1 protein-coding gene is annotated in these 376 nt (G+C 50.8%); it reads left to right on the plus strand.

The window, feature by feature from the left end; all coding sequences use genetic code 11:
- Window positions 1-376, plus strand: a 376-nt coding sequence (locus AN389_RS20415; protein ID WP_160318640.1) for an Ig-like domain-containing protein, incomplete at both ends; no start/stop codon positions are given.

The raw sequence follows: 376 nt of genomic DNA on the forward strand, positions 1-376 counted from the left end.
CGATCACAACCAGCATTGATAAAACAGCCGACGGCGTGATTAATGGTAACGGTGAAAGCGCCGCCATGGTCGTGCGCGGCACGGTGAGCAATGTAGAAGACGGTCAAACCGTGACGGTGATCATCAGTGATGGCACAAACCAAGTTGAAACCACGGCGCTTGTGCAAAACGGCGAATATGTTACTGATCCGATTGATGCAAGCGCATTAAACGACGGGACACTCACCGCTACAGCCAGCGTGTCAGATTTAGCGGGTAACCCTGTAAACGCGCAAGATAGCGTAGAACTTGATAACACCGCAGTTATTACAACTAGCATTGATAAAACAGCCGACGGCGTGATTAATGGCAACGGCGAAAGCGCCGCCATGGTTAT

It is taken from the genome of Pseudoalteromonas sp. P1-7a (assembly GCF_001401855.1).
In the GTDB taxonomy this organism is placed as follows: domain Bacteria; phylum Pseudomonadota; class Gammaproteobacteria; order Enterobacterales; family Alteromonadaceae; genus Pseudoalteromonas.